Consider the following 18,797-nt stretch of genomic DNA (forward strand, 5'->3'; position numbering starts at 1 on the left):
TGCTGTCGGGCATGCTGGCGGCCGAGAAGCTGGCGGCGGCGATCGCAGCTGGCCGCAGCCATGACGAGGTCGTCGAGATCGAGAATGAATGGCGCAAGGGTGACATCGGCCGCGATCTGAAGCGGGTGCGCAACGTCAAGCCGCTGTGGTCGAAGTTCGGCACCGCGCTTGGCGTGGCGCTCGGCGGGCTCGACATGTGGACCAACACGCTGTTCGGCTTCTCCGTCTTCGGCACGCTTGGTCACGGCAAGACCGATGCGGCCTCGCTGGAGCCGGCCTCGCAGCATAAGCCGATCGCCTATCCGAAACCGGATGGGGTTTTGACCTTCGACCGTCTGTCCTCGGTGTTCCTGTCGAACACCAATCACGAGGAAGACCAGCCGGTGCATCTGCAGGTCAAGGACATGGGCCTGCAGAAAAGCTCCGAGCTCGGCATCTATGCCGGCCCGTCGACCCGCTACTGTCCGGCCGGCGTCTATGAATGGGTGGAGAAGGACGGCGACAAGAGCTTCGTCATCAACGCCCAGAACTGCGTGCACTGCAAGACCTGCGACATCAAGGATCCCAACCAGAACATCAACTGGGTGCCGCCGCAGGGCGGCGAGGGGCCGGTCTATCCGAATATGTGAGGCGGATCGGCATCGCAGCCGACAATTTCACCTGCTGACGTCTTCGTGATCGGCCGCCGGCGGCGGCTCTTAGCCATTCGTTAACCATAAATTCCTTAGCTTGCGACATCTTCTCGACGCACTAAGGACACATTCATGTCGATCTCCCGCCGGGGCTTCCTGATTGCTCTGCCTCTTTTTGTGGCCGGCTGCTCTTCCACCGGTCTCAACAGTCAGACGAATTACGCAGCGCTTCCCGATGAAAAGTTTCCGCTGAAGCAGGTGCCGATCGACAAGATCAAGCCGGAGCTTCGTCGTCAGGAAGTTGCTTACGAGACCGCGTATGCTGCGGGCACGATCGTCGTCGATACGCCGGCGCGTCGAGCCTATTATGTGCTTGGGAACGGCCGGGCGATGCGCTACGGCGTGGGCGTCGGTCGCGAGGGGCTGGCATTTGCCGGGGGTGCCTATGTCGGGCGCAAGGCGGAATGGCCGAGCTGGACGCCCACCGAAAACATGCAGCGCCGCGAAGAGCGCTACCGCAGGCTCGCCGGCGGCATGCCGGGCGGCCCGAACAATCCGCTCGGCGCGCGCGCCATGTACCTCTATCGCGGCGGCAACGACACCCATTTCCGCATTCACGGCACAAACCAGCCGGAATCGATTGGTCTTGCCATGTCGAGCGGCTGTATCCGCATGATGAACCATGACGTGATCGACCTCTATAGCCGCGTCGAAGTCGGCGCCAGGGTCGTCGTCATCCAGGCTTGAGTGGTCAACACTAGCCCCATAGAAAAAGCCGCCGCAGCGATTGCTGCCGGCGGCTTCGCTATTGTTGGTCGCAGCCGGTGCTCAACGACGCGCGGCAATGCCGGTGGAAAGCGCCACGCCAATGCCGGTGATCACAGCGGCGCTGATCTCGACGATGCCGATTGCTTCGCCGAGCAGGAAACCGCCGCCCAGCGTTGCCAACACCGGCGTCAGCGCCGTGAAGGCGGCGGCCTGGGTGCCGCCCAGTCGTCTCACGGCCGTTCCGTAGGCGACCATGGCGACGAGACCGGAAAGAAGACCGTGGCTTAGCGCCTGCAGGCCGATTTCCGGCAGCGATGCTTGCGGCAGCGAAATGCCGAAGACGAGCGCAAGCGTTCCCATGATTAGGAAGGACCAGACCGCGATCAGGGCGCTCGCCTGCACGGCCGTGAGGCCGGAGCGGCGGAAGGCATGCGTATAGCTTGCCCACAGCAAAGCGCCGGCAGGCAGCAGCACGAAGCTGGTCCATGGCAGCGAGGCGTCCGCAAGGCTGTGCGTGAGCAGGATCAGCACGCCCGCGACGATCGCGACGAGCCCGGCGATACGCGTGCCATCAGGTCTTTCCCCAAACAGCGCCACTCCGATCAACGCCGTGGCGAGCGGCATCGAGCCACCAAGCAGAATGCCCGACGAGGCGGCTGGCGTCGAATGGATCGCCAGCGTGGTCAGCAGGAAGAAGACCGCGCCGGAACCGCAGACCATGATTGCCAGCAGATGAAGCGGCAGGCCTTTCGGCAGCAGTCCTGTCCTGAGCCAGACCGGCGAAAGCGCAAGTGCCGGAATGCCGAAGCGGATCAGCCCGATGTCGATCGATCCGAGCGGCGTCGCAGCACTGTGGCGGGTTACAAGAAACCAGGTTGCCCAGATCAAGACAGTAATCGCGCCGCCTGCATAACCCAGCGCCTGCGAGGGTGACTTGTCGTCCGAAAAAGCAATAGTGGTCATCGTCCTATCCTTTCCTCCGTCCGGAGCCTGTCCGGTTGAGGAAAAGATTAGCCCCAGAGGGCAGGGCATGTCCTTGCTATCTCTGGCTCAAAAATGATGCTAAACGCAATCTTCTGCCAATTGATACGACCTGGATTCTCGAAAATGCCAAATCTCGACAAATTCGATATCGCCATCCTGAAGTGCCTGCAGGAGGATGCGCGCGCCACCAATGTCGAGATTGCCGAAAAGGTGAACCTTTCGCCGTCGCCCTGCCTGCGCCGTATCCGCAACCTCGAACGGTCCGGCATCATCCGCGGTTACACCGCCGATATCGACCGCAAGGAGGTTGGTCTCGGCCTGACCGTCTTCGTCGAATTCAAGGTCGCCCACCACAGCCGCGAAAATTCCGAGGCGCAGCAGCAGACGCTGCTCGCCATCCCCGAGATCGTCTCCTGCTTTCTGATCTCGGGCACCGCCGATTTCCTCGCCGAGGTAGTGGTGGAGGATCTCGCTGCCTATGAGCGGCTGCTGACGGAAACGCTGTTGACCCTGCCTAACGTCAGCGACATCCGCTCGAACTTTGCCATTCGCAGCATCAAGACGCATGGGCCTCTGAAGCTGCCCGAGGGGAAATGATTCCCCGGCTTTGTGCTCGGAACCCGCCCCTCATCCGCCTGCCGGCACCTTCTCCCCGCACGCGGGGCGAAGGGGGCAAGCCGAACCGGTTCTGTACCCTCGACGCTGCGTTTGGCACGTCCCCTCTCCCCGTTTTACGGGGAGAGGGCTAGGGTGAGGGGCAAATTCCAGGCGCTACAGCAGCGTCCCGCTGAGGATGAGCAGCGCCACCGAGAAGTAGATGACGAGCCCGGTGACGTCGACCAGCGTGGCGACGAAGGGGGCCGAGGCGCTGGCCGGATCGAGCCTCAGCTTCTGCAGCAGGAAGGGCAGCATCGAGCCGCAGATCGAGCCGAAGGTGACGATCCCGATCAGGGCGGCAAACACCGTGACGGCGACCATCTGCCAGTGTGGGCCGTAGTCGTAGAGCCCGGCCGACTGCCAGAAGACAATGCGGATGAAGCCGACGAGGCCGAGGATCGCGCCGAGCACGATGCCTGTGGGAAGTTCGCGGAAGAGCACTTTCCACCAGTCCGAAAGCTTCAGCTCGCCGAGCGCTAGGGCCCGGATGATCAGCGAAGTCGCCTGCGACCCGGAATTGCCGCCCGAGCTCATGATCAGCGGGATGAACAGCGTCAGCACCACGGCCTTTTCCAGTTCGCCTTCGAAATGCTGCATGGCGCTTGCCGTCAGCATCTCGCCGAGGAAGAGGGCGGCGAGCCAGCCGGCGCGCTTGCGGATCATGCCGGCAAAGCCGATTTTCATATAGGGCTGGCCGAGGGCCTCCATGCCGCCGAACCTCTGGGCGGCTTCCGTCGTGTCCGAGATCATCGTGTCGATCACGTCGTCGACGGTGACGATGCCGAGCACGTGCCCATGTTCGTCGGTGACCGGCAGGGCGAGCAGGTCGTGCTTGCGGATCAGCCGGGCGACATCCTCCTGCTTCATCAGCGGATCGGCCGAAACCGGGTTGCCCTTCTGCGCCACAGAGAGGATGGAAGCATCCGGCTCGCCGGTGATGAGACGGCGCAGCGTTACCACATGCATGAGCGCATGGCTGACCTCGTCAAGCACATAGATGGCATAGACGGTCTCGCGCGAGCGTTCGACCTGGCGCACATGGTCGAGCGTCTGAGCGACGGTCCAGCTGACCGGCACGCTGACGAACTCGGTCGTCATGATGCCGCCGGCGGTGCGCGGCGGATAGCCCATCAGGTGCTGAATCGCGATGCGCACCGGCTCGTCGAGGCTGGCAAACAGCCGGGCGCGGGTCTCGCCATCGAGTTCGAGCAGCACGTCGGCGACACGGTCGTTGGACATGCCGTGCAGCAGCCGTGCTGCATCCTCGGCGCTGATCAGCGCCAGGATTTCGGCGGCGTTGCGAAGCTCCGGCCGGTCGAGAATGTTGACGGCATAGTCGAGCGGCATGCCCGTCAGTACGCGGCCGGCCTCCTGGATGCTCAGCGCGTTCAGGGATTCGACCCGTTCGGCGATCGTTGCGCCGCGGCTGTTGTTGATGAAGGCACGGGCGGCATGGCCTGCCCGAAGAGGGAAGCGATTGATATTCATGTGAGGCTCGCCTTTCCGTCGATCCGCCGTAGCGTCCCGAACGGGCGAGCCGACAGGAGTCGGTCAGCGCACGAGGGCCGCGTACGGCAAAGGCAATCGACTGCTACTGTCGCTTGGCATCGTGAAGATGGCTCCGTTGAAATCCGTGGCTAACGGGTGTCGGCCACGTGTTGCTAGGTGGTCCCGAACGCGGAAAAAGTCAAGCGGGGTAAATGCTTAACGCCACAATGTCGCACCCTGCGATGCGCGCATTGTTGACGACCTCAAATGGTCTGTGCGCTCCGGTTGCGACGCTCCAGGTGGAAGGACGCTGCAAAGACGAAGAGGCCGAGGAAGGAGAGTGCTGCGCCGACATAGCCGGTCGCGGCAAAACCGTAGCCCCAGGCGATGACGAGACCGCCGAGCCAGGCGCCGATCGCATTGGCGATGTTGAAGGCGGAATGGTTGGAGGCGGCCGCCAGCGTCTGCGCATCGGCGGCGACATCCATCAGCCGCGTCTGCAGCGCCGGGCCGGCGGCGAAACCGCAGCCGACGAGGAAGACCGAGAGGCCGAGCATATAGGGGTTGGCGGCGGTCAGCGAGAAGGTGGCCAGCACGACGATATTATAGACGAGCGAGCCGCCGATCGTGCCGAGCAGCGATTTGTCGGCGAGCCACGAACCGATGAAATTGCCGGCATTCATGCCGACGCCGAACAACACCAGCATGATCGGAACCGCGCTTTCCGGCAGCATCGCCACCTCAGTCGTGGTCGAGGCGATATAACTGAACATGGCGAACATGCCGCCATAGCCGACGGCGGCGATGCCGAGCGTCAACCAGACTTGCGGCCGGCGGAAGGCGCCGAGCTCGCGCAGGAAGCTTGCCTCTTCGGAAACCCTGTCCTTCGGAACGTAGAACCAGATCAACACCACCGTCAGCAGGCCGACGATGCCGACCGACCAAAATGCCACCTGCCAGTCGAGCGATTGGCCGAAAAACGTCGTCAGCGGCGTGCCGAGAAGCGTCGCGACGGTGAGCCCGAGCATGACGCGTCCGACGGCGCGTGCCCGCCGATAAACCGGCACCATCGAGGCCGCGACAAGCGCGGCGACGCCGAAATAGGCTCCATGCGGCAGGCCGGTGACGAAGCGCAGGAATGTGAAGGATTGGAAGGTCGGCGCGACGGCACTTAATATATTGCCGACGGCAAAGACCAGCATCAGTGTCAAAAGCAGGGTGCGGCGCGCCATCTTCGCGGCGAGCACGGCAATGACAGGCGCACCGACGACGACACCAAGCGCATAAGCGCTGATGACATAGCCGGCCTGTGGTGTCGTGACTGAGAAAGTCTCGGCGACATTGGGCAGCAGTCCCATGATCGCGAATTCGCCGGTGCCGATGCCGAAGCCGCCGCAGGCGAGCGCCAGTTGGACCAAGGCGACGGTCGTTGCCGACGGCAGCTCGTCCTCGGGCTGGGTTCCGACGGACTCATTGATGGCGATCTCACTCATGAGAGCTCCTCGGGAAGGTTTTCTGCTTGGCAATGCCTCTGGCGCAAGTGCGGCGCGAGGCGATCGTGATAGATGGCGGGAAGTGGAGACGATCTCTCCGATATCTGATCTATCCGTCATGTACCGGCGGGCGTCGAGTGCATTTTACGCAGTGCAGCGTCCTGCTATGTGCATATGTCCGTTGCAATATTTGCATTTCTGTTGTTTTTGCGGAGAGGTGGGCGCGCTTGAAATCGCCAGTGCCGCAACCATTTCAGGGCAAAGGCAGGAGCATTTCCGCGCCAGGGACGGGAGCCCCTATGAAGCTTGTAGGCTTTTTCAATCGCGACGGCGGCACCTTCAGGACCACCGACATGGTGGCCTACGAAAAGAGGGCGGAGTCGGCCTTTCGGGATGCCGGGCATGATTTCGATGCCATCGTTTTCTCCGGCAAGGAAATCATTCCCGCGATGGAACGGGCGGCCAAGCGCGACGATATCGACGGCATCGTCGCCGGCGGTGGCGACGGCACGGTTTCGGCCGCGGCGTCGATCGCCTGGAAAAACGGCATCGCGCTCGGCGTCGTGCCGGCCGGCACCATGAACCTTTTTGCCCGCTCGCTGCGCGTGCCGCTCGATATCTGGCAGGCGCTCGACGTATTGGCTTCAGGTGAGATCGATAATGTCGATATTGCCAGCGCCAACGGCCGGCCTTTCATCCATCAGTTTTCGGCCGGTCTGCATGCCCGTATGGTGCGCTACCGCAACGCCTACAGCTATCGCTCGCGGCTCGGCAAAATCCGGGCAAGCACTAAGGCCGCTCTTGGCGTGATCTTCAATCCGCCGGAATTCGAGGTCGAGTTCGAGGCGGCCGGCATGCGGGAGCGCCGCTGGGTCTCGGCGATTTCGGTTTCCAACAATCCCTTCGGCGAAAATGCGCTGCTCTATGCCGATAATCTCCGAAGCGGCGAACTCGGCTTCTATACGGCAAATCCGCTGAATCCGCTCGGCGTCGCCCGCCTCGCCATCGACATGCTGCGTGGCAAGGTCCGTGAGAATGCCGACGTCATGGTGATGCATCCGGCCGAGGTACACCTGCATTTCCCGAAACTTCGCCGCAAGGCCAATTGCGTCATGGACGGCGAATTATTGCCGCTCCAACGTGATGTTTCGATCCGGCTGCATCCCGGCGAGCTGAAGGTCCTCGTAAAGCAGGGGCTCGCGGCTCAGGTGAATGAGGACGAACGCCGCGAGCCTGCAGCCTGAGGCCGGAAGACTTCAGAGCCGCGGCAGATAGGTGCGATAGTCGAAATCCGAGACGGTGCGCAGATGCGCGAGCGCTTCCTTGCGCTTGGTGTCGCCGTAAAGCGCCTGATAACGCGTGCCGAAGATATCGGCGATGAAGGGCGAGGCGCGGAAGGTTTCGACCGCGCTCAGGAAATCATGCGTCAGCCGCGTCGTATTGGCGGACGTGTAGGAGGGCGTCGTTTCCTCGCCGGGGTCGAGCTCGCGGTCGAGACCGATGAGCATGCCGCCGAGAATCGCCGCCAGCAGCAGATAGGGATTGGCGTCGGCGCCGGCCACCCGATGTTCTATGCGTGCGGCCGCGCCGTCCTTGTCGGGTATGCGGATCGCCGTGCCGCGGTGGCCGCTGCCCCAGGTGAGGTCGACCGGCGCGAACGAGCCCGGCTGGAACCGCCGGTAGGAGTTGGCGAAGGGGGCGAAGATAAGCTGCGCCGCGCGCATGGTCTCGAGCAGGCCTGCCGTGACCGATTTCAGCAGCTTGGGCTCGCCGCCCTTGGCATCGAGGATGTTGCGGCCTTGCCGATCGACGATGCTCGCATGTACATGCAGGCCGGAGCCGGCATGTTCGGAATAGGGTTTTGCCATGCAGGTCGATTTCAGCCCGTGCCGGCGCGCCGCCTGTTCGGCGATGCGCTTCAAATAGAGGCAATCGTCGGCGGCGGCGAGCGCATCGGCGCGGTGCAGCAGATTGACTTCGAACTGGCCGGGGCCGAATTCTGCCGTCGTCGCATCCGCCGGCAATCCCTGCGCCTTCGCATAGGCCCTCAGGGTCCCGAGATAGTCGTCGAGCGCGTCGACGGCGCTCATATCGTAGAGCTGGAAACCATTCGGCTCGCCACGATAGGTGAGGCTTTCGGGCGGGGAGGGGCGGCCGGTTTCGCGCCAGTCGCCCGACATCACGTAGAATTCCAGCTCGGTGGCGACTACAGGCGTCAACCCGCGGCTGCGATAGCGCTCGACCACGGAAGCGAGGATGGCGCGCGGATCCATGAAGCTCGGGCTGCCGTCGAATTCATGCATGGTGGCAAGCACCTGCATCGAACCCTCCGGCGCCCAGGGCATCGGCGAGAGGCTGCGCCGGTCGGGAACAACCATGCCGTCGGGATCGCCGATCGTCAGAGACAGGCCGGTAATGTCGTCATTGTCGTCACCCCAGATATCGAGCGACTGCGTCGACGTCGGCAGGCGGATGTCGCCGGCCCAGACCTTGTCTTCGCCGCCGGATGGAAGCTGTTTGCCGCGTAGCTCGCCGTTCATGCCGACGATCAGGATCTCGAAACGCGGGTCGCCGCCGGCCTTGCCGTCCATCCTGTCGCTCGCCATGACCTTGAAAATCCTCCGGGACAAGGCCAAGCTCCTAACCCATCGATAGCAGCCTTTCAATCCGCGAGGGTCTTCTACCAGCCATGCCCGATACCTACCCGCCATCGAACCTTGCCGCGATTGATGCAGCCCATCATCTGCACCCCTTCGCCGACATGAAGAAGCTGAACGCCGATGTCGCCCGCGTCATCCAGCGCGGCGAGGGCGTCTATATCTTCGATGATCGCGGCCGGAAATATCTCGACGGCTTCGCCGGCCTCTGGTGCGTCAATATCGGCTATGGCCGGCGTGAGATCGCTGAGGCCGTCGCAAGGCAGATGAACGAGCTGCCCTATTACAACACCTTTTTCGGTACCACCTCGACGCCGACTTCGCTGCTGGCGCAGAAGGTGACGTCACATGCGGGCGCGCGTTTCAACCATATCTTCTTCACCGGTTCCGGTTCGGAGGCGAACGACACCTGGTTCCGCATGGCCCGTGTCTACTGGAGCGCCGTCGGCAAGCCGTCGAAGAAGATCGTCATCGCGAGAAAGAACGGCTATCACGGTTCGACCGTCGCCGGCGCCAGCCTCGGCGGCATGAAATACATGCATGAGCAGGGCGACCTGCCGATCCCTGGAATCGTCCATATCGGCCAGCCCTATTGGTACGGCGAGGGCGGCGATCTCACGCCCGAGGAATTCGGGCTGAAGGTCGCCCGCGAACTCGAAGCGAAGATCGACGAGCTCGGCGAGGAGAACGTCGCCGCCTTCGTCGCTGAGCCGGTGCAGGGGGCGGCCGGCGTCATCATCCCGCCCGAGACTTACTGGCCGGAAATCGACCGCATCTGCAAGGCGCGTGATATTCTACTGGTGACTGACGAGGTGATCTGCGGTTTCGGCCGGCTGGGCGCCTGGTTCGGCCACCAGCATTTCGGCGTCGAGCCCGATCTCGCGCCGATCGCCAAGGGGCTTTCTTCCGGTTACCTGCCGATCGGCGGCGTGCTCGTCAGCGACAAGATCGCCGACGTGCTGATCAACGAGGTCGGCGAGTTCAACCACGGCTTCACCTATTCCGGCCACCCGGTCTGCGCCGCCGCCGCCCTCGAAAACCTGCGCATCATCGAGGCGGAAGGGCTGGTCGAACGTGTGCGCGACGATATCGGCCGCTATTTCGGAAAGGCCTGGGCAGCGCTCGCCGACCATGATCTGGTCGGCGAGGCCGTCAGCATCGGCCTGATGGGCGGCCTGCAGCTGGCCGCGGAGAAGAGCACGCGCACGCGTTATGAGAAGCCCGATCAGGTCGGCGCGCTGGTGCGCAATCACGCGCTGGCGAACGGCCTCGTGCTGCGCGCCACCGGCGACCGCATGCTGGCCTCGCCGCCGCTCGTCATCAGCCACGCGGAGGTGGACGAGATGGCCAGCATTACCAAGCTGGCGCTGGATGCGGCCTGGAAGGAGCTCAGGCGCTTCGGTTAAGTGGTCTTTAGCTTTCGTGCATGACGTCTTTGAGGATATCCGCGCCGGTTGCGTATTCCTTGCCAAGGCCGGCTTCAATCTCGGAGTCGGCCGTCTGAATGTCTCTACCCAGGGCCTCTATATTCAGCTCGTGGTCGGCGAGCATACGGATGCCCGCCCGCACGGCCTCAGTCTCTGTGCCGAACCGGCCATTACGGACAAGCTCCGACAGGATTCCGTCATAGGTATCGCCAAGGGAAAAAGTCTTTGCGCGTGCCATGTCAATTGTTCCTCGCCGTCAAGCTATTGCCAAATCGAACAATCTTACATTGTCGCTTCTGACGGAAGCTAAATTGGTTTGCGCCCCTGGCCGATGTCTCCTCCTGAGTAGCATATTCTGCGAGTTTAGTGAGAACGCCAACCCCACTCTCCGTCATCCCAGGCCTTGAGCCTGGGATCCATGCGACTGCTGCTTATGGGTGCGTTGTGGATGCTCGGCTCAAGGCCGAGCATGACGTAGAGTGGGGTGGGCAGGAGAAACATTCACAGTACAGGCGCCCGTGTTAGCGAGGCATTCGCTAGCAAAACCAGACAATGCCAGTCACAGCCTAAACTGACTTTGGTGAAGAGGCGGACGATAGCCTATGCGCAGATCAAACGAGGTCGGCCACCTTAATCACGGCTACACCTATTCCGGCCATTCGGTCGCGACGTCATACTCCTATTTCACTCGGTCCGACTGCTTGACCCAAGCATACCCGAAACGGTAGCGGTCATCGCCGCGCTGATAGAAATAGGGTACGTCGATCACCGATGCCGCAGGCGCGGACACGCCGAGATTGGCCTGGAGCCATTCAGCCATGGTCGGCGGAAGCCCTTCGCTTCCCCCCTTCGGCGGGATCAGCCACACGAGAAGCAGCGGTTGCCGGCCGGTAAGATCCGGGCGGAAGCCGGGATAATCCACGGAAACGACCGGCACATCGGGAATATCCTGCCTGAGATTGCCGGCAAGCAGGCTGTCGCCGGCAACGATCGCTGCCGGTTCGGCCTGTTTGCGCAAGCTTTCCAGCATTGTGGCATAGGGCCTGTTCAGCCGTTCGTAATGGCCGGTGAAGCGTGCGGCGGCGACGCTGCCGTAAAGGGCGGCCGGCACGCCGATCATGATGATGGCGACGATGGCCATGAAACGCCGGAACGCCCGGGCTGTCTGTACGCCGGCGGCGTCGATCTTCAGGCAGAAATAGAGCGGCAGGATGAAGAGCATCGGCACCAGCCAGCGATCCTTGATGCCAGCAGCTCCGCCGAAGACGATCAAAAACAGGATGCCGATGACGAAGACGAGCATCATCCGCTCGATGAGCCGCGTCCATTCCGACCGAGCGGCCAATGCCGGGCGAAGGTTCTTGCCGAAGACGACCGCGAACACCGCCACGGTCAGTCCGGCAAAGCTGACGATGGCAAGAGCGAGCGAGCCGACGCCCATGGCGACCTGCATGGGATAGCTGGCGTTGTCGCTGGCGGTCATCTTCTCCAGGGTGCGGGCGGTAGCGAAGTCGAGATTGTCCTTCAGCCAGAAGAGATGCGGCAGGGTGATGACGAGGGCAACGATAGCGGTCACCGCCAGCCGCCGATCAAAGATCCGCGACCGCCAGCGCACATCCGCCAGCGCGCCGATCAAGGCTGCGGCCGGCAGGATGGCGAAATTATATTTGGCGAGCAGCCCGAAACCGATGCCGATGCCTGTTATCAGGTAGGAGGCAAGGCTCGGCTGTTTCAGACTGCGGATGAAGCCGTAGAAGAAGATGCTGGCGGAGAGGAACACCGCGACCGTGTGCGTCAGGTCTCGCTGCATCTCGAAAGCCATTTGCGGGATAGTCAGTAATCCGAGCGTCGCGATCGCCACCAGCGCCTTGTCGCGCAAAATGAGACGCGCGGTCAGGCCGTACAGAAGGTAGGCGCTGAACAGCAGGAGATTCTTCACCACCGAAAGCGCGACAAGCGAAACACCGGCAAACTGAAAGACGGCATATTGCAGCCAGTTGTAGAACGGCGGCTGCGGGCCGTAGCCGGCGGCGAGCCATTGCGAGCGGAAAACCTGTTCGGCCTCGTCGAGATCGAGCGAATGCGAGGTTGCGAGCCGCACACCGACCTGAAGCGTGAAATAGACGGCCAGCAGCACGAAAATCCAGCTGACGTCGCGAAGACCGGTCTTGATCATTCTATCTGGCCCCCGGCCGCACCCAGGCATAGCCGAGTGCGAAATTATCGCCCTGGCGGCCGAAATAATAGGGGAGCGACAGGGCGCCGATCTCCTGCGGCGCGATGCCTGCCGCCGTCAGTGCCGATGAAAACCGCTCCGGCATGACTGCATCCGCCGCCGTCGCCGTTTTCTTGCCGCGCCAGACGATCAGCACCGGTCCGCCTGCTGTCGTGTAGGCTGGAATGCCGGCGACGGGAAAATCGGGGATGACGACGGGCACATGGGGAAGCTGCAGACGCATATTCCCGGCGACATAGGGATCTGAGGCAATCACCAGCGCGGGTTCAGCCTGCCGGGTCATTTCGCGGACAAGGTCGGCCATCGGCACATTCGGCCGGCTATAAGTGCCGATCAGCCCGGCGCCGACGACGCGGAAGCCGAGCGCGACCAGCACACCGGCCATCAGTACCGGCACGATCGGCCGGAAGCGGCGCAGCCCGGCGGAAAAATCGAGCCCGGCCGCCTTCATCTTTGCCAGAAAGTAGATCGGCAGCACCAGCAGGAACGGATCGAGCCAGCGCTCACGCACCGTGGTAGAGCCGGTGAACAGCACGATCAGAGCGATGCCGGCAAGGCTTGCGAGCATCATCCGCTCCATCATCCCGGTCCAGCGGTTCCTGGCCGAAAGCGCCCGGACAAAATCCCGGCGGAAGGCGGCTGCGAAGATTGCGACCGGCAGCGCTGCAAAGGCGAGGATAGCGATGAGAAAGGCGAGGAGGCCTTTGCCGATCCGGGCGATGCCGGCAGGTTCGTTGCCGGCGGCCATCTTGACCAGAGTATCGGAGGAGGCGAATGCGAGATTGCCCTGCAGCCAGATCGCATGCGGCAGGACGATGACGAGCGCGACGGCGACCGCGATCAGCATGCGCCAGTCGAGCGCCCTGCGCCGCCATTCGGCGTCGGGCAGGATGGCAATCAGCGCGACGACCGGCATCAGCGCAAAATTGTACTTCGAGATCAGCCCGATGCCGGTCGCAAGCCCGAGCAGCAGGTAGCTGCCGACGCCAGGCCGGTCGAGCGTGCGGAAAAAGCCGTAGAGGAACAGGGAGCTGGCAAAGAGCAGCGCCGTTGTGTGGGTCAGGTCCTGCTGGGCCATGTAGGAGACCTGGGGCAGGGTGATCAGCGCCAGCATGCCGATGGCGGCGAGCGCCTGGTCCTTCAGTGCTTCGCGCCCGGCGAGGCCGTAAAAGAGGTAACACAGGAAGAGCAGGATATTCTTCGGCACAACAAGCGCGCCGATCGACATGCCCGTCACCGAAACGATGGCATATTGCATCCAGTTGTAAAAGGGCGGCTGCGGGCCGTAGCCCGCCAGCAGATATTGCGAGAAGAAGGATTGCTCGGCCTCGTCGAGCTCCAGCGAATGCGGAAGCGTGATGCGCAGCGCGATGTTCAGCACGAAATAGGCTGCAAGCAGCAGCGCCGCGGTTTTGATCGTCCTCGTCGCGCGTTCCAGCATCGTGCTGCCGGCTTAGGCTTGGCTTTGATCGTCGAAGATCTGCCGCACGATATAGTTCGGAGAGGCGTCGTCACGATAATAGGTGCGCGCGATCATTTCCGCCAGAATGCCGGTGGTGATCATCTGCACCGACGACAGCAGCAGCACGACGCCGACCATCAGCATCGGCCTCGTGCCGATATCATTGCCCAAAATGAATTTGTCGAAGCCGAGGTAAAGCAGGATCAGCATGGCGATGGCGCCGAGGCCGAGACCCAGCGAGCCGAAGAAATGTCCCGGCCGCGCCTTGTAGCGCATGAAGAACATCACCGACAGCAGGTCGAGGATGACGCGGAAGGTGCGCGAAATCCCGTATTTCGAAACGCCGTGCTCGCGGGCATGGTGGGTGACGGCCATCTCGCCGATGCGCGAGCTCGGCACGACGCCGGCCACCCAGGCCGGGATGAAGCGGTGCATTTCGCCCATCAGCTTCACCTGCTTGATGATCGAGGCACGGTAGATCTTCAGGCTGCAGCCGTAATCGTGCAGCTTGACGCCGGTGATGCGGCCGATCAGGTAGTTGGCGCACCAGGAGGGTATCTTGCGCAGGAACAGACCGTCCTTGCGGTTCTTGCGCCAGCCGACCAGGAGGTCGAGTTCGCGCCGCTCGAGCTCGGAGACCATCTGGGGAATGTCCTTCGGATCATTCTGCAGGTCGCCGTCCATCGTCGCGATCAGCCGGCCCCGGGCGGTGTCGATACCGGCCTGCATGGCGGCGGTCTGGCCGAAATTGCGCTGCAGCTCGACGATTCTCAGCGTCAGCCCCTCGCGCCCGACGAATTTACGGGCGTTGACGAGCGTCGCATCGGTGCTGCCGTCGTCGACGAGGATCAGTTCCCAGCGATAAGGATATTCAGCCATCGCCGCAAGGATACGTTCGACCAGCGGGCCGACGCTTTCCTCTTCGTTGAAAACGGGCACGACCAGCGACAGCTCGAGCGATTGTACCGGATCATTCGTGCCGCGAATGGGTTCTACCGTTGTCTGCAACTTTCATCTCCAAAAGGCCGGCGGCCTGGCAATCCTTACTGCCGCCACCGCGTATGCGGAAGCCTACTACATGAAGTGTCCGTCCGTTGCCAGCGGACAATGCCGGTTTCCCTCGCTCCAGCTGCCGCAACGCTATTGCGCGCCGCCCTCCACCCAGGAGTAGCCAATCGAAAAGGTATGTTTGCCGTCACCGAAAAGATAGGGCAGCGTCAGCGTGTTTATCTCTTTCAGATGAATACCCGATTTCACGAGATCGTTGGCAAAACCCGGCGAAATGGTTGGATCGTTTGCCGTTTCGCCGCGCCAGACAACCAGCACCGGCCCCTTCGCTGTCGCATATTCCGGAACCCCGGGACCGGGGAAGAACGGGATCACGACGGGAACGTCGGGAAACTCCAGCTTCATGTTGCCCGCCACGAATTTGGTCCCGGCCACGATCAGAACCGGCTTGCGGGTCGCGGTCAGTTCGGTCACGTAGTTGGCGAAGGGGACGTTCGTTCTCGTATAGGTGCCGATATATTGAATGGCGACGATCCGCAGCAGAAGGATCGACAGGATGACGATCATGAAGACCGGCACCACGGGCCGAAAGCGTGCAAGGCCGGCGGAAAGATCGAACCCTGCGGTTTCCAGTTTCAGGAACAGGTAGATCAGCAGGACGAGAAGGCACGGGTCGAGCCAGCGTTCATGGATGTCGCTCGCGCCGGCGAAGACGACGATGCCGGCGAAGGCGAGCAGGCTGACAACCATCATCCGCTCGATCACCCGGATCATTGGACTGGACGAGGAGAGCGCCCGGAAGAAATCCCGCCGGAAGGCAGCCGCGATGAGAACGATCGGCAACGCGATGAAGCCGAGCACGGCGATGACGAGGGACAACAGCCCCTGTCCGATGCGGGGAAGGCCGGCCGCGGCCTCATGCTCGGCAGTCATCCGCTCCAGCGTCGGGGCCGAAGCGCTGACGAGGTTATCGGGCAGCCAGAGCGCATGCGGCAGAACGATCAGAATGGCGATGACGGCCGCCGGCAGCAGGCGCCAGTCGAACAGGCGGCTGCGCCACTTCCAGTCCGGCAGCACGGCGACGAAGGCGGCAAAAGGCAGGATGGCGAAATTATATTTGGAGATGAGGCCGATGCCGGTGGCGATGCCGATGACGAGGTAACTGCCGATTGTCGGCTGGCGCAGCGTCCTGAAGAAGCCGAACAGGAAGAGCGAGGTCGCAAACAGCAGGGCAACGGTATGGGTGAGCTCGCGCTGCGCCATCAGGCCGACCTGCGGCAGGGTAATCAGGCTCAGCATGGCGATGGGCGGGAGCAACCGGCTCTTCAGCACCTCGCGGGCAGCCAGACCGTAGAAAAGATAGCAGCCGAACAGGATGATGTTCTTGGGAACCGAGAGCGCCCACATCGTGATGCCGGTCACCGAGACGACGGCGTACTGGATCCAGTTGTAGAAGGGTGGCTGCGGGCCGTAACCAGCCAGAAGATATTGCGAGTAGAATGCTTGTTCCGCCTCGTCGAGATCGAGCGTATGAGGCAATGAGATGCGGAGCAGGATGTTCAGCAGGAAATAGACTGCCAGAAAAATGCTGGCGCTCTTGATGCTTTTGGTAATGCGCTCCAACATCGATCTCCCAGTCAAGCCGGCAAGGCCTCGCCATCTTTCGGTCTGCCGCGCGGATCGTCGGCTTGAGGCGATCCCGCCGCCAACGCCATCAACTCCGCCGTTGTGCGCAACCTTCATTTCTCCTAAAACGCCGGGACGGAACCGATGCCCATAGCGACGCCAAGTGAGGAATGCCTACTACATGAAGAGTTCGATCGTTGAAAGCCAGCAGTCCTGGTTTATGCGCAATCGCATGACGGCGCTGACGATCATAATTGTCGCAGCCTATGCGCTCTTCGTGCAATGGTTCTGGGGCTGGCCCGTCATCATCAGCCAATGGGCCGATGTCGGGGCAGGTCCCGTCATCGGCGCGCTCGTGGCCCTAACGGGCACCTATTTCCTGCGCACCTGGCGCATCTACGACTATTTTCCGCAGGAGACCACGGGCCGGTTCGCGACCCTCTTCCGCGTCACGCAGATCCACAATCTCCTGAACATCATGCTGCCCTTCCGGACCGGCGAAACCAGTTTTCCCCTGTTGATGCGCACCGAATTCGGCATTCCGCTGACGCGCGGAACCTCGGCGCTGTTCGTCATGCGGCTGCTGGACCTTCACGCCCTTCTTGCTGCCGCCGGCATCGGCTTTGCGCTCGCGGCGGCCGACGCGCTCGTCGCATGGTCGCTCTGGGCAATCTTCCTGCTGCTGCCGGTCGCAGCCTTCGCAGCGCGCAAGCCGCTGTTGCGCGTCGCCGCCAGGCTGCTGCCTTCCAAGGCGCAGAGATTGGTCGTCGAGATCGAAAACGGCTTGCCGCTCGATGCCGTCGCCTTTGCGCGCGCCTGGGCGATGACCATCGTCAACTGGCTGGTGAAGGTGATCGTGCTCGCATGGGCGCTCGGCCTGATGGGTGTGTTTCCCATGGCGGCCAGCTTCGGCGGCGCGCTTGGCGGCGAACTCTCCTCCGTCCTGCCGGTGCACGCGCCTGGCGGGGTCGGCACCTATCCGGCCGGCATTACCGCCGGCGCCGTTGCGCTCGGAGCGTCGAGCGAGCGGGCCGCGCTCGCCGTGCTCGCGCAGGCTAGCGTCAATGCCCATTTGCTGATCATAGTCTCGGCGCTGACAGGAACCGCGATCTCACTGCCGCTCGGACGCCGCGGCAAGCTCTGAAATCCGTTTGCGAAGAAAAGCCTGCTCCGGCTCCTGCCGGCACAGCGACAGCGCCGTTTCATAGGCCGCGATCGCCTCATCTCTCCGGCCGAGGCGGCGCAGGAAATCAGCACGCGCCGCATGGGCGAGGTGATAGGCCTGCAGCTCCCGGTGCCTCAGGACAGCATCGATCAACTCAAGGCCTTTCGACGGCCCTTCCGCCATCGCGATCGCCACAGCGCGGTTGAGTTCGACGACCGGCGAGGACTGGGCTGCGAGAAGCAGGTCGTAATAGAAGACGATCCGGCGCCAGTCGGTTCGCTCGGCGGCAGGCACCTTCGCATGTTCGGCGGCGATCGCTGCCTGCACCGTATAGGTGCCGACCTCTCCCGTCCGCATCGCCTCGCTAAGGAGTGCCAGGCCCTCCGAGATTTTGGCGCGGTCCCAGAGCGAGCGGTCCTGATCGGCAAGCAGCACGAGGGCTCCCTCCGCGCCGCTGCGGGCGTTGCGGCGGGATTCCTGCAGCAGCATCAGCGCCAGAAGCCCGCAAACGTCGGGGTGCGGCAGCAGCGCCAGAAGCAGCCGCGCCAGCCGGATGGCCTCTGCCGTCAGATCGGCGCGAACGACCGCGTCTCCCGATGAGGTGGAATAGCCCTCGTTGAAGACGAGATAGATGACGTGCAACACCCGATCGAGCCGCTCGGGCAGCGCCTCGCGGCCCGGCACTTCATAGGGGACGTTTGCTGCCCGGATCCTGTTTTTGGCGCGCACAATCCGCTGCGCAACCGTCGGCGCCGGAACGAGGAAGGCATGGGCGATCTCCTCGGTGGTCAGTCCGCAGATTTCCCGAAGCGCCATCGCCGTCTGCGCATCCGCCGGGATAGCCGGATGGCAGCAGGTGAAGATCAGCCGCAGCATGTCGTCCTCGATCGCTTCCATCTCGCCCATCTCCATTTCGTCGACGCTATAGAGGCTGTCCTCGATGTGCTTCTGCGATGCATCGAAACGCGCACGCCGCCGGATCGCATCAATCGCCTTGAAGCGGCCGGTCGACACAAGCCAACCGGAGGGGTTGGCGGGAACGCCGTCGACCGGCCATGTTCTTGCGGCCGCTGCAAAGGCATCGTGAAGCGCTTCCTCCGCACGGTCGAAATCGCCGAGCAATCGGATCAGCGTCGCCAGCACCCGGCGAGATTGGGTTCGGTAGATCTCGTCGATGACCGCTTCCACGGGGGC

At 62.8% G+C, this 18,797-nt stretch carries 16 protein-coding genes; 6 read left to right on the forward strand and 10 right to left on the reverse strand.

The window, feature by feature from the left end:
- Together EFR00_RS10925 and EFR00_RS10930 are read left to right on the forward strand one after the other, a co-directional pair.
- The coding region (locus tag EFR00_RS10925; protein ID WP_208655958.1) for a 4Fe-4S dicluster domain-containing protein at nt 1-629 on the forward strand (629 nt) is incomplete at its 5' end.
- Nucleotides 630-764: 135 nt separating this feature from the next.
- Nucleotides 765-1,379 carry a L,D-transpeptidase gene (locus tag EFR00_RS10930; protein ID WP_009992680.1) on the forward strand — a complete coding sequence of 205 codons (615 nt, stop codon included), beginning with the start codon at nt 765-767 and terminating at the stop codon, nt 1,377-1,379.
- Nucleotides 1,380-1,460: 81 nt separating this feature from the next.
- Here the strand turns inward: EFR00_RS10930 and EFR00_RS10935 are convergent, their stop codons facing one another.
- A complete protein-coding gene (locus EFR00_RS10935) occupies nt 1,461-2,363 on the reverse strand; it encodes a DMT family transporter (protein ID WP_077993110.1) in 903 nt (300 codons plus the stop codon).
- A 96-nt stretch (nt 2,364-2,459) separates the two neighbouring features.
- Here EFR00_RS10935 and EFR00_RS10940 point away from each other — a divergent pair, with 96 nt between their 5' ends.
- On the forward strand, nt 2,460-2,981 hold the full coding sequence (locus tag EFR00_RS10940; RefSeq protein WP_183738110.1) for an Lrp/AsnC family transcriptional regulator: 522 nt from the start codon (nt 2,460-2,462) through the stop codon (nt 2,979-2,981).
- A gap of 174 nt (nt 2,982-3,155) precedes the next feature.
- Here the strand turns inward: EFR00_RS10940 and mgtE are convergent, their stop codons facing one another.
- Both mgtE and EFR00_RS10950 read right to left on the reverse strand, forming a co-directional pair.
- Nucleotides 3,156-4,529 (reverse strand): magnesium transporter, encoded by a 1,374-nt coding sequence (gene mgtE, locus EFR00_RS10945; RefSeq protein ID WP_077993112.1) that lies wholly within the window; start codon nt 4,527-4,529, stop codon nt 3,156-3,158.
- A 263-nt stretch (nt 4,530-4,792) separates the two neighbouring features.
- Nucleotides 4,793-6,022: an MFS transporter gene (locus tag EFR00_RS10950; protein ID WP_077993114.1), complete on the reverse strand. Its 1,230-nt coding sequence runs from the start codon at nt 6,020-6,022 to the stop codon at nt 4,793-4,795.
- Nucleotides 6,023-6,321: 299 nt separating this feature from the next.
- Between EFR00_RS10950 and EFR00_RS10955 the strand changes: the two genes are divergently transcribed.
- The gene (locus EFR00_RS10955) at nt 6,322-7,266 is read left to right on the forward strand and encodes a diacylglycerol/lipid kinase family protein (protein ID WP_077993116.1); all 945 of its coding nucleotides are present in this window, start codon (nt 6,322-6,324) and stop codon (nt 7,264-7,266) included.
- A gap of 12 nt (nt 7,267-7,278) precedes the next feature.
- On the opposite strand, the gene EFR00_RS10960 is transcribed toward EFR00_RS10955, so the two are convergent.
- Nucleotides 7,279-8,628, reverse strand: a complete 1,350-nt coding sequence (locus tag EFR00_RS10960) for a glutamine synthetase family protein (RefSeq protein WP_077993117.1) — start codon at nt 8,626-8,628, stop codon at nt 7,279-7,281.
- A gap of 83 nt (nt 8,629-8,711) precedes the next feature.
- On the opposite strand from EFR00_RS10960, the gene EFR00_RS10965 reads away from it, so the two are divergent.
- Nucleotides 8,712-10,085, forward strand: a complete 1,374-nt coding sequence (locus EFR00_RS10965) for an aspartate aminotransferase family protein (protein ID WP_077993119.1) — start codon at nt 8,712-8,714, stop codon at nt 10,083-10,085.
- A gap of 7 nt (nt 10,086-10,092) precedes the next feature.
- On the opposite strand, the gene EFR00_RS10970 is transcribed toward EFR00_RS10965, so the two are convergent.
- The 5 genes from EFR00_RS10970 to EFR00_RS10990 form a co-directional block, all read right to left on the reverse strand.
- Complete coding sequence (locus tag EFR00_RS10970) at nt 10,093-10,344, reverse strand: ribbon-helix-helix domain-containing protein (protein ID WP_009994488.1); 252 nt, start codon at nt 10,342-10,344, stop codon at nt 10,093-10,095.
- A 441-nt stretch (nt 10,345-10,785) separates the two neighbouring features.
- Nucleotides 10,786-12,282 carry a glycosyltransferase family 39 protein gene (locus EFR00_RS10975; RefSeq protein WP_077993121.1) on the reverse strand — a complete coding sequence of 499 codons (1,497 nt, stop codon included), beginning with the start codon at nt 12,280-12,282 and terminating at the stop codon, nt 10,786-10,788.
- A 1-nt stretch (nt 12,283) separates the two neighbouring features.
- Nucleotides 12,284-13,783 (reverse strand): ArnT family glycosyltransferase, encoded by a 1,500-nt coding sequence (locus tag EFR00_RS10980; protein WP_077993123.1) that lies wholly within the window; start codon nt 13,781-13,783, stop codon nt 12,284-12,286.
- A gap of 12 nt (nt 13,784-13,795) precedes the next feature.
- Nucleotides 13,796-14,812 carry a glycosyltransferase family 2 protein gene (locus EFR00_RS10985; protein WP_039618800.1) on the reverse strand — a complete coding sequence of 339 codons (1,017 nt, stop codon included), beginning with the start codon at nt 14,810-14,812 and terminating at the stop codon, nt 13,796-13,798.
- A 132-nt stretch (nt 14,813-14,944) separates the two neighbouring features.
- Nucleotides 14,945-16,438, reverse strand: coding sequence for an ArnT family glycosyltransferase (locus EFR00_RS10990; protein ID WP_077993124.1), 1,494 nt, complete (start codon nt 16,436-16,438; stop codon nt 14,945-14,947).
- Between the two features lie 181 nt (nt 16,439-16,619).
- On the opposite strand from EFR00_RS10990, the gene EFR00_RS10995 reads away from it, so the two are divergent.
- Nucleotides 16,620-17,582, forward strand: coding sequence for a lysylphosphatidylglycerol synthase domain-containing protein (locus EFR00_RS10995; RefSeq protein ID WP_077993125.1), 963 nt, complete (start codon nt 16,620-16,622; stop codon nt 17,580-17,582).
- Here EFR00_RS10995 and EFR00_RS11000 read toward each other — a convergent pair.
- Complete coding sequence (locus tag EFR00_RS11000) at nt 17,550-18,791, reverse strand: RNA polymerase sigma factor (RefSeq protein WP_009996026.1); 1,242 nt, start codon at nt 18,789-18,791, stop codon at nt 17,550-17,552. The genes EFR00_RS10995 and EFR00_RS11000 overlap by 33 nt on opposite strands.
- Nucleotides 18,792-18,797: the final 6 nt, after the last annotated feature.

Origin of the sequence: Rhizobium sophoriradicis (assembly GCF_003939025.1) — a bacterium.
Taxonomy (GTDB): Bacteria; Pseudomonadota; Alphaproteobacteria; order Rhizobiales; family Rhizobiaceae; genus Rhizobium; species Rhizobium sophoriradicis.